The following is a 10927-nucleotide window of genomic DNA, read 5'->3' as shown; positions in this document are numbered from 1 at the left end:
TCAGATGTGTATAAGAGACAGGGCTGATCGTCGATCTGGTGCCCAACCACGTCGGCGTCGGCGATCCGCGGCGCAATCCGTGGTGGTGGGATGTGCTGCGCAACGGCAAGAATTCGAAGTTCGCGCACTTCTTCGACATCGACTGGAGCCCGGGCAACGGCGCGGGCGGGCGGCTCGCGCTGCCGGTCCTGCACAGTGAGAACGATCCGGCGGCACTGACCGTCGACCGCTCGGGCCCCGAACCCGTCCTCGCCCTGCGCGATCTGCGCTTCCCGATCGCCCCGGGCACCGACGGGGAGAACGCGCTGCGCATCCACGACCGCCAGCACTATCGCCTCGTCAGCTGGAAGGCCGGGATCTGCAGCTATCGGCGATTCCTGGCGGTCTCCGAACTGGCGGCCATCCGGCAGGAGGAGCCGGCGGTGTTCGACCTGACCCATCGCGAACTGGCCGCCTGGTGCGAACACGATCTGATCGACGGGGTGCGTGTCGATCATCCCGACGGATTGTCGTATCCGGCCGCCTATCTGGCGAAACTGCGCCGGCTGATCGGTCCGCAGCGGCTGCTGATCGTGGAGAAGGTGCTCGGCCGGAACGAACCGCTCGACGCCACCCTGCCCGTGGACGGCACCACCGGATACGAAGCGCTCGCGGAGGTCGGCGGCATCTTCGTCGATCCGGCCGGGGAGCACGCGCTCACCGAACTGTCGCGACGGATATCTGGGCACGGCAGCGATGCCGCCTGGATGGCCGACACCGAACATCGCATCAAACGCGCGGTGGCCGAACGACTGCTCGTTCCCGAGGTCCGGCGATTGGTCGGCGCGGTGAAGCGCGACGCGGCGGTGAACGGATTCGATTCGGCGGCGATCAGCGATATGGCGCTGACCAATGCCACCATCGAGGTGCTGTCCTATATGCCGGTGTACCGCACCGACTACGCACCCCTGTCCGGTGTGCTCAGCACCGTCGTGGCCGAGGTGCAGCAGCGCAACCGGGAGCTGACCGCGCCGCTGTCGGTCCTGGTGCGGGCGCTGGCCGCCGGCGGAGAAGCGGCGCGGCGGATGCATCAGGTCGGCGGCGCGGTCGCGGCGAAGGCGGTCGACGACACCATGTTCTATCAGGCGGCACGTCTGGTGTCGCTGCAGGAGATAGGCGGTGATCCGAGCCGGTTCGGCCGGTCGGTGCTGGAATTCCATCTGGCCAATGCCGAACGCGCGGTGCGCCGCCCGACCACGCTGACCACGCTGTCGACGCACGACACCAAGCGCGGTGAGGATGTGCGAGCGCGCATCACGGTGCTCTCACAGGTGGCCGACAGCTGGGCGAAGGCGGTGGGCGCGTGGCTGGAACTGGCGCCCGCACCGGACGGGCAGACCGCGATCTTCCTGCTGCAGAACATGTTCGGCGTGTGGCCGGTCGACGGCCGCCGCCCGGCCACGGTGCCGCGGTTTCGCGAACGCCTGCACCTGTTCGCCGAGAAGGCGGTGCGCGAGGCGGGACTGCGTTCCTCGTGGGAGGAGCCCGACGTCGACTTCGAGGCGGAGGTGCATCGCTGGCTGGACACCGTGATCGACGGGCCGGTCGGCGCCGAACTGGGTGAGCTGGCGACCCGGCTCGCACCGCACGCGTGGTCGGATTCGCTGGGGCAGAAGCTGCTTCAGCTGTGCGGCCCCGGCATTCCCGACGTGTATCAGGGGTGCGAGCTGTGGGAGGACTCGCTGGTCGACCCGGACAACCGGCGGCCGGTCGACTTCGGGCATCGCCTGGCGATGCTGCAATCACTCACGGGCACACCGGAATTGGACAACTCCGGGGCGGCGAAGATGTGGATCGTCGCCTACGCCCTGTGGTTGCGGCGGGAGCGGCCGGACTGCTTCGTCGGCGGCTCCTACACACCGCTGTTCGGCAGCGGCGACCGCAGCGAACACCTGGTGGGGTACGCGCGCGGCCGCAGCGGCGAGGCGCCGCAGGTGATCGTGGCCGCGACCCGCTACAGCGTGGCCCTGGCCGAGGGCGGGTGGGCCGATACCGTCCTCGACCTGCCCTCGGGCACCTGGACCGACCGCCTCACCGGCCATACGTTCACCGGCCGCACCCGGCTGGAGAAGCTGTTCGCCCGCCTGCCGGTGGCGCTGCTGGTGCGCTGAGGCCGGAGCGAACCCGGATCAGTACGCCGAGAACACGCTGTCGATCGTGCCGTAGCGGTGCGCGGCGTAGTTGCAGGCGGCGGCGATGTTGGCGACCGGGTCGTAGATGTCACCCGAGGTGCCGTCGACGTGGTAGGCGGCGAAGGTGGGATCGATGACCTGCATCAGGCCCTTGGACGGGATGCCGGCCGCGGCGTTGGAGTCGTAGAGGTTGATGGCACGCGGGTTGCCGCCCGACTCGCGCATGACGTTGCGGTAGATGCCGTCGTAGCTGCCCGGAATGCCGTGCTGACCCATCACGAAGAGCGCGTGCTTGATCCAGCCGTCGAGGTTGTCGGCATAAGTCTGCGGGACCACCTGCTGCAGCGGCTGCGGCAGGTTCTGCAGGAATTGCTGAGCCTGATCCTGCTGCGGCTGCGGCAGTCCCTGCGCCCACTGCTGGGCACTCTGCTGCAGTTGCGGCGGCACAGCCGGGGCGTCGGCGTGGGCCGCGACGGGAACCGTGACGACGGCGGCCAGGACGGCGAGGGGTAACAGTCTTCTGATCTGCATGGCGATACGAGCTCCGGGTATGTCGAACGGCGGTGGGACCATCGCGACGATTCACAGAACAAAAGCCCGCTCGCCGCGGCGAAAACAGACCGTCGGCCTGCTTCCTGGCGAGTCACAGAATGATTGCGGCAAGTTAACGTAAACATAACGCCAAATGAACAGCAGGTTTTATTACGCTGAGAAAAATCAGCTGGACCTGCGGTGATGTGTGTAACGGATCACACGCCGGTTTTATCTCGATCAGATCACGCACCATCGCCGCATGCCGAGCCGAGATCGCTCCACACCCTTAAGCCGCTGAGACACAAGCGAACCCGGGCGCCTACCGAAAGCGCCCGGGACAGGTTTCAGCGGCCGGGGATCGCCCGGCTCGAGACCACTCCACATGCCGGAAAACACCGCCATGCCGCCACCGGGTTCCGAGGCGGCACCCCGCCGAGCGTCGAGAACCGGTCATTTCCGGCAGCAGCAAACGGCAGCTCACCTGAGCCGCGGCACCGCGCCGCCGGCGAACGCGCTGGGCGAACGCCGAAGGCACGCGGTGACTGTCAGGCGGCGGTGCCGGCGACCGAGCCGCTGCCCGCCGGATGCTCTCCGCCCGGCACATGCTGTTCGGCTGCCAGGTGGTGACCGTCGACGCCCTCGTCGTGCTCGCCGACCGGCAGGGTGGGTAGCGGTCCGGCGAGTTCCTCGGCCCAGCGGACGACGTTCGGCGGGCGGTAGGTCGCGCGCGGCGCGGCGCAGTCGGCGAGGTAGACGAGCCGATCACCGGGTGCGCACAGACGGCGCCAGGAATCGGCGTAGAAGCGGGGGTTGCGCGGATGCAATGCCCACCCCACGCGATTGAGGACGCGGTAGAAGACGGTCAGCGAATCATGCGCCCGCGGAGGCGAATTCGGCGTCGAATCCGCCACGGCGACAGTCGAATCCGGCGCGGCGGCCGATTGCGCCGGGGTACCGCGGCTCAGGAGCTGTTCGACGCGCTCGTCGTCGAAACTCAATCCGGCCCTGCGAGCCTGGTCGACCATCCAGCGCAGCGTGATGTCGGAGAGCCGGCTGTCGGCGTAGCCGCCGCCGATATCGGTGTGCACTCCCTCGAACCACACCTGCTGCACCCGGTCGGCAGTGACCGGGCCGCTCTCGGGGTCGTCGTTGACCTCCCACAGGCAGGGTGCGTACATCCGGCGGCGCTCGTCGATCGCCAGCGCTTGCCGCGCGTACCGCACATTGCGCGACAGCCGCACATCGTGGAAGCGGTAGCGCCACGAGGTCAGCAGCGGCACCCCGAGCGCGCCGACGGTGTCGAAGACGCCGACGAAGTGGATCGGCACCGGATAGACGCAATGCCGCTCACGGAATTCGATCCACTCCGGCCGATCCGGTCCGTCGGGATCCAGTTTGCGCTGGCGGTAGATCGCCAACGCCTCCGGATACGTCCGCTCGATCATCGCGTCGGCGGTGAGCAGCCCGAGCCGGTTGACCATCCCGACCAGGCTGCGGGCGGTATAGGCCCCGCGACTGAAGCCGAAGACGTAGATCTCGTCCCCCGGCTCCCAATTCAGGGCGAGCTGCCAGTACATCGTGGACAGATTGGCGTCGAGTCCGAGCCCGAACGCGCCGCCGAGCAGTTTATCGGCCAGATAGCCGCGGGAGCCGGGGCCGTCGACATAGAAAACCCGTTGTCCCACATGGTCGCCCGCGTCGGTGACGGCACTCGACCGCACCGACTCGGCGATCTTCACAACATTGGAGACCGTCGGAGTGCTCTCCGATCCCCACGTGCCGTCACAGCACACAACCAAACGCTTCATACCGGTAATCCTCCCGCCCCGTACCGTGTCGCTCGCGAGTAGCGAACTACTCGAATCATCGCGCAGCGCGAGTGATTACGTTAATGCTCGCTCGCATCGAATGTCGGGGATGCGAGTAGTGGGAGGCCACCCGCTCGCGATCAGCCGGCAACTACCTACGGCGGCGTTCGACGACGAAGAGAACGGTGACGAGGAGAACGGTGACGAGGAGAACGGTGACGGTGAAGGGAATGATGACGGCCGACCGCCCTCGTCTCGGTCGACCGTCATCGGCGAGACGGGGAGCGGCCCGAAGACCGCCGACCGCCGTGACGCACCGATCTGCCCTTGTGGACCGTTCGTCTCTCGCAGCCGGGTTATCGCCGCCGGGCCCGCGCGGCGTTACCGGGGCCACTCGAATCCCTTCCGGGGCTATCGACCGCGGCGGTGAGATTCGCCACGGTGATGCGGGAGGTTGGCGGCGATTCCGGCGGACTCGCCGCGAACCGCCGACCGCGAATTGCACGCATGTAGTTCCCTGGCGCCGGGTGTCGGTCCGGTCGACTAGGATTCCTCGCGTGGCCGACTCGGGATTCGTACATCTGCACAATCACACCGAGTACTCGATGCTCGATGGCGCCGCCAAGATCACGCCCCTGTTCAAGGAGGCGGAGCGGCTCGGGATGACCGCGGTCGGGATGACCGACCACGGCAATATGTACGGCGCCTCGGAGTTCTACAACTCGGCCAAGAAGCAGGGCATCAAGCCGATCATCGGCATCGAGGCGTACATCGCGCCCGAGTCGCGGTTCAACACCAAGCGCGTGCAGTGGGGTGACCCGAGCCAGAAGAGCGACGACGTCTCCGGTTCCGGCGCCTACACGCATATGACGATGGTCGCCGAGAACGCGACCGGTCTGCGGAATCTGTTCAAGCTGTCGAGCCTGGCCTCCATCGAGGGACAGCTCGGCAAGTGGGCGCGTATGGACGCCGAGATCATCGCCCAGTACGCCGAAGGGATCATCGCGACCACCGGCTGCCCGTCCGGCGAGGTGCAGACGCGGTTGCGACTGGGCCACGACCGCGAGGCCCTGGAGGCCGCGGCCAAGTGGCAGGAGATCTTCGGCAAGGACAACTTCTTCCTCGAGCTCATGGACCACGGGCTGTCCATCGAGCGCCGGGTGCGCGAGGGCCTGATCGAGGTCGGCAAGAAGCTGGGCATCCCGCCGCTGGCCACCAACGACTGCCACTACGTGCACGAATCCGACTCCACGAATCACGAAGCGCTGCTGTGCATTCAGACCGGTAAGACGCTCTCGGACCCGACCCGCTTCAAATTCGACGGCAGCGGCTACTACCTGAAGTCGGCCGCGGAGATGCGCGAGATCTGGGACGGCGAGGTCCCCGGCGCCTGCGACAACACCGTGCTGATCGGCGAGCGGGTGCAGTCCTACGAGGACGTGTGGACCCACCGCGACCGGATGCCGAAATTCCCGGTTCCCGAGGGTGAGACCGAGGCGTCGTGGCTGCGCAAGGAAGTCGCGCGCGGCCTCGAGTACCGCTTCCCCGACGGTGTCCCGCAGAAGTACCTCGACCAGGCCGAATACGAGATCAACGTCATTCTCGAGATGGGCTTCCCGGCCTACTTCCTCGTCGTCGGCGACCTGATCAATCACGCTCGCGAGGTCGGGATCCGGGTCGGGCCCGGGCGTGGTTCGGCCGCCGGCTCGCTGGTCGCCTACGCGCTGAAGATCACCAACATCGACCCGCTGCCGCACGGTCTGCTGTTCGAGCGATTCCTCAACCCCGAGCGTGTGTCGATGCCCGATATCGATATCGACTTCGACGATCGCCGCCGCGGTGAGATGGTCCGCTACGCCACCGAGAAGTGGGGCACCGACCGGGTGGCCCAGGTCATCACCTTCGGCACCATCAAAACCAAAGCGGCGCTGAAGGATTCGGCCCGCGTGCTGTTCGGCCAGCCCGGCTTCGCGATCGCCGACCAGATCACCAAGGCGCTGCCGCCGCCGATCATGGCCAAGGACATCTCGGTGTCGGGTATCACCGACCCCGAGCACGAGCGGTACAAGGAGGCCGCCGAGGTCCGCACCCTCATCGAATCCAATCCCGATATCGCCAAGATCTACGACACGGCGAAGGGACTGGAAGGCCTGATCCGCAACGCCGGCGTGCACGCCTGCGCGGTGATCATGTCCTCGGAGCCGCTGACCGACGCGATCCCGGTGTGGAAGCGAGCCCAGGACGGCGCCATCATCACCGGCTGGGACTATCCGTCGTGTGAGGCCATCGGCCTGCTGAAGATGGACTTCCTCGGCTTGCGCAACCTCACCGTGCTCGGTGACGCGATCGACAACGCGAAGGCCAACCGCGGTGTCGACGTCGACCTGGACGCGCTGCCGCTGGACGATCCGAAGACGTTCGAACTGCTCGCCCGTGGTGACACGCTGGGTGTGTTCCAGCTCGACGGTGGGCCCATGCGCGATCTGCTGCGGCGCATGCAGCCCACCGCCTTCGAGGACATCGTGGCCGTCGGCGCGCTGTATCGCCCCGGCCCGATGGGCATGAACGCGCACAACGACTACGCCGACCGCAAGAACGGGCGCCAAGAGGTCAAGCCGATCCATCCGGAGCTGGAGGAACCGCTCAAGGACATCCTCGGTGAGACCTACGGTCTGATCGTCTACCAAGAGCAGATCATGCACGTCGCGCAGAAGGTGGCCGGGTACTCGCTCGGACGAGCCGACATCCTGCGCCGCGCGATGGGTAAGAAGAAGGCCGAGGTGCTGGCCGCGGAGTTCGAGGGCTTCGAGAAGGGCATGCTGGAGAACGGTTTCTCCAAGGCCGCGATCAAGGCGCTGTGGGACACCATCCTCCCCTTCGCCGGTTACGCGTTCAACAAATCGCATGCCGCCGCGTACGGCCTGGTCTCCTACTGGACCGCCTACTTCAAGGCCAACTATCCGGCCGAGTACATGGCCGCCCTGCTCACCAGCGTCGGCGACGACAAGGACAAGGCAGCGGTCTACCTGTCGGACTGCCGCCGCCTGGGCATCACGGTGCTGCCGCCCGACGTCAACGAGTCCGAACAGAACTTCGCGCCGGTCGGCACCGACATCCGTTTCGGTCTGGGCGCGGTGCGCAATGTCGGCACCAACGTGGTGGCCTCGATCATCGCCGCCCGCACCGAGAAGTCGAAGTTCACCGACTTCTCCGACTACCTGAACAAGATCGACACCATCGCCTGCACCAAGAAGGTCACCGAATCCCTCATCAAGGCAGGCGCTTTCGACTCGCTCGGCCATCCGCGCAAGGGCCTGCTGCTGGTGCATTCCGACGCCATCGACGCGGTGATGGCCACCAAGAAGGCCGAGGCGATCGGACAGTTCGACCTGTTCGGCGGTCTCGACGACGGTGACGATTCGATCTCGTCGGTCTTCGACGTCAAGGTGCCCGACGAGGAGTGGGAGTCCAAGCACAAGCTGGCCCTGGAGCGAGAGATGCTGGGACTCTACGTGTCCGGCCATCCGCTCAACGGGGTGGAGCATGTGCTCGCCGCCCAGGCGGATACGCCGATCCCGGCGATTCTGCAGGGCGACGTCAAGGACGGCGCGCAGGTGACCATCGGCGGCATCCTCGCCTCGGTGACCAGGCGCGTCAACAAGAACGGAATGCCCTGGGCCTCAGCGCAATTGGAGGACCTCACCGGTGGTATCGAGGTGCTGTTCTTCCCGCAGGCCTATTCGGTGTACGGGATGGACATCGCCGAGGATGCCGTCGTGCTGGTGAAGGCGCGCGTCTCGGTGCGCGACGACCGGATCTCGCTGATCGCCAACGATCTGGTGGTGCCGGATCTGTCGTCGATCGGCATGGAGAAGCCGCTGGCGGTGACGATCCCGACCCGGCTGTGCACGCCCGACAAGGTGAACGCGCTCAAGCGGGTCCTGTCCAGCCACCCCGGCACCGCCGATGTGCACATCCGCCATGTCGGATCGCGGGAGAAGACCACCCTGCTCAAGGTCGCCGACAACTTGCGGGTGTCGCCGTCCTCGGCGCTGATGGGTGATCTGAAGGCGCTGCTCGGGCCGGGCTGCCTGGCGAGCTGAGGACGGGCGCTGATGGCCCGCGGGGTCAGTCGGTGTGGTGCGGGCGATCCGCCACGACTCCCACGATCCAGCGCAGTGCCGCGAATCCGGCGCCGACCAGTACGGCGAGCTGCGCCGACCCGGTGATCAGGCCCAGCATCAGCGCGAGCAGCAAACCCAGCGCGACGGCCTCGAGTTTGTACACCGGCCACGGCACACCGGCGAGCCGCACCGTATGCGTGGCACGGCGGACCGGGCGAACGATGGGGCTGACCGCTGTCATGTCGTCAGGTTACACGTATCCCGAAGTTCGGACCACCGAACATTTGCGGCGATCCGGTCACGAACGACGCCGGGAACACATCCGCGGGCCTCGAGTGTTATGCCGGGCATGCCACTCACCGGAGAATACGCACCCAGCTCGTCCGACTGGTCCCGCGAGCAGGCCGAGAAGTACGAGGCCTCCAACGGAACACAAGCCAACACCCTGCTCGACCGGGGAATTCCGATCATCCTGGTCACCAGTGTCGGCGCCAAGACCGGCAAACTGCGCAAGACTCCGCTGATGCGCGTCGAGCACAACGGCGAGTACGCGGCGGTCGCTTCCCTCGGCGGCGCCCCGAAGCATCCCGTCTGGTACTACAACCTCAAGGCCAATCCGACCGTCGAACTGCGCGACGGCGATGTGGTCAAGGACTACACCGCGCGCGAGGTGACCGGCGAGGAGAAGGCCGTGTGGTGGGAGCGCGCGGTCGAGGCCTACCCGGACTACGCCGACTATCAGAAGAAGACCGACCGCGAGATCCCGGTCTTCGTCCTGACCCCGAAGTCCTGATTCACCGGTCCGCGATCACCGCTGCGACGCCTGGCCCTCGGTCCGGGCGTCGCCGGTTTCCGGGCGTACCGGACCGCTGGGGAAACTGCCGCGCGCCGCACCTACCGCGACCGATAGCATGTTCGGGTGTCTGAACCGCTGGATGTCGTAGAGAAAGTATCCACTCCGCTGCCCGAACTGAGCGCGGACGAGATCGACGCGGCCGCCAAGCGAATTTCCGACATCGTCGAGCCGACCCCGCTCCAGCGAATCGAGCGGTTGTCGGCGGCCACCGGCGCGAACGTCTACCTCAAGCGTGAGGACCTCACCGCGGTCCGCTCCTACAAGCTGCGCGGGGCCTACAACCTGATCGTGCAACTCGATGCCGGCGAACGCGCGGCCGGCGTCGTCACCGCCAGCGCCGGCAATCACGCCCAGGGTGTGGCCTTCGCCTGCCGCGCGATGGGGATCCAGGGCCGCATCTACGTGCCGACCACCACACCCAAGCAGAAACGCGACCGCATCCGCGCCCACGGCGGCGAATTCGTGGAGTTGATCGCCGTCGGCGACACCTTCGACGCGGCGGCCGCGGCGGCTGCCGACGACGTCGCCCGCACCGGCGCCACCATGGTCCCGCCGTTCGACGACGCCCGCACCGCGGCCGGACAGGGCACCGTGGCGGTGGAGATCCTCGAACAGCTGCCGACCGCCCCCGATCTGGTGATCATCCCCGTCGGCGGCGGCGGTTGCCTGGCCGGTATCGGCACCTATCTGCGCGACCGTTCGCATACCACCGCCATCCTGGGCGTCGAACCGGCGGGCGCGGCCTCGATGACGGCCGCGCTCATCGCGGGCGGCCCGGTCACGCTGCCGCAGATCGATCCGTTCGTCGACGGCGCCGCCGTGCGGCGGGTGGGCGAGCTGCCCTATGCCACGGTGTCGAAGTTCGGTGGGCGCGTGGTGTCACATGCGTCGCTGCCGCTGCTCATCGGCACCGAATCCCCCCGGGGCGCAGGCTCTTTCCGGATGATGCAGGTCGACGAGGGCGCCATCTGCACCGCCATGCTCGAGCTGTATCAGAACGAGGGTGTGATCGCCGAACCGGCGGGTGCGCTGGCGGTGGCCGCGCTGGCCGAGATCGACATCGAGCCGGGGTCGACAGTGGTGTGCCTGCTGTCGGGCGGCAACAACGACATCTCGCGCTACGGCGAGATCATCGAACGCTCGCTGGTGCACCGGGGCCTCAAACACTATTTCCTGGTGAACTTCCCGCAGGAACCCGGTGCGCTGCGCCGCTTCCTCGACGAGGTGCTCGGCCCCGACGACGACATCACCCTGTTCGAATACGTCAAGCGCAACAACCGGGAGACCGGGGCCGCGCTGGTCGGCATCGAACTGGGCGCGCCCTCCGGCTTGGCGGCACTGCTGGCGCGTATGGACGATTCGCCGATCCAATGCCAGCAGCTGGATCCGGACTCCCCCACCTACCAGTACCTCACCTGATCTCTCCCGTCGAAC

6 protein-coding genes and 1 pseudogene are annotated in these 10927 nt (G+C 67.1%); 4 read left to right on the top strand and 3 right to left on the bottom strand.

What is annotated here, in order from left to right; genetic code table 11:
• Positions 1–20: 20 nt before the first annotated feature.
• Positions 21–2150, top strand: a pseudogene (treY, locus tag C8258_RS15895) (malto-oligosyltrehalose synthase); the annotation flags it as partial.
• An 18-nt stretch (positions 2151–2168) separates the two neighbouring features.
• Here treY and C8258_RS15890 read toward each other — a convergent pair.
• Both C8258_RS15890 and C8258_RS15885 read right to left on the bottom strand, forming a co-directional pair.
• Positions 2169–2702: a transglycosylase SLT domain-containing protein gene (locus C8258_RS15890; RefSeq protein ID WP_233225120.1), complete on the bottom strand. Its 534-nt coding sequence runs from the start codon at positions 2700–2702 to the stop codon at positions 2169–2171.
• Positions 2703–3250: 548 nt separating this feature from the next.
• Positions 3251–4513, bottom strand: a complete 1263-nt coding sequence (locus C8258_RS15885; protein ID WP_106955822.1) for a DUF2235 domain-containing protein — start codon at positions 4511–4513, stop codon at positions 3251–3253.
• Between the two features lie 557 nt (positions 4514–5070).
• Here C8258_RS15885 and dnaE point away from each other — a divergent pair.
• Complete coding sequence (gene dnaE / locus C8258_RS15880; RefSeq protein ID WP_106955821.1) at positions 5071–8616, top strand: DNA polymerase III subunit alpha; 3546 nt, start codon at positions 5071–5073, stop codon at positions 8614–8616.
• Between the two features lie 25 nt (positions 8617–8641).
• On the opposite strand, the gene C8258_RS15875 is transcribed toward dnaE, so the two are convergent.
• Positions 8642–8878 (bottom strand): hypothetical protein, encoded by a 237-nt coding sequence (locus C8258_RS15875; protein ID WP_036500438.1) that lies wholly within the window; start codon positions 8876–8878, stop codon positions 8642–8644.
• Between the two features lie 108 nt (positions 8879–8986).
• On the opposite strand from C8258_RS15875, the gene C8258_RS15870 reads away from it, so the two are divergent.
• Both C8258_RS15870 and ilvA read left to right on the top strand, forming a co-directional pair.
• Positions 8987–9430, top strand: a complete 444-nt coding sequence (locus tag C8258_RS15870; protein WP_063064763.1) for a nitroreductase family deazaflavin-dependent oxidoreductase — start codon at positions 8987–8989, stop codon at positions 9428–9430.
• 126 nt (positions 9431–9556) lie between these two features.
• Positions 9557–10912: a threonine ammonia-lyase IlvA gene (ilvA, locus tag C8258_RS15865; RefSeq protein ID WP_106955820.1), complete on the top strand. Its 1356-nt coding sequence runs from the start codon at positions 9557–9559 to the stop codon at positions 10910–10912.
• Positions 10913–10927 lie beyond the last annotated feature (15 nt).

The organism is Nocardia sp. MDA0666 (assembly GCF_003023875.1).
GTDB lineage: Bacteria > Actinomycetota > Actinomycetes > Mycobacteriales > Mycobacteriaceae > Nocardia > Nocardia aobensis.
The sequence above is the reverse complement of the archived record's forward strand: the minus strand, read 5'-3'. Positions and strand labels throughout refer to the sequence as shown.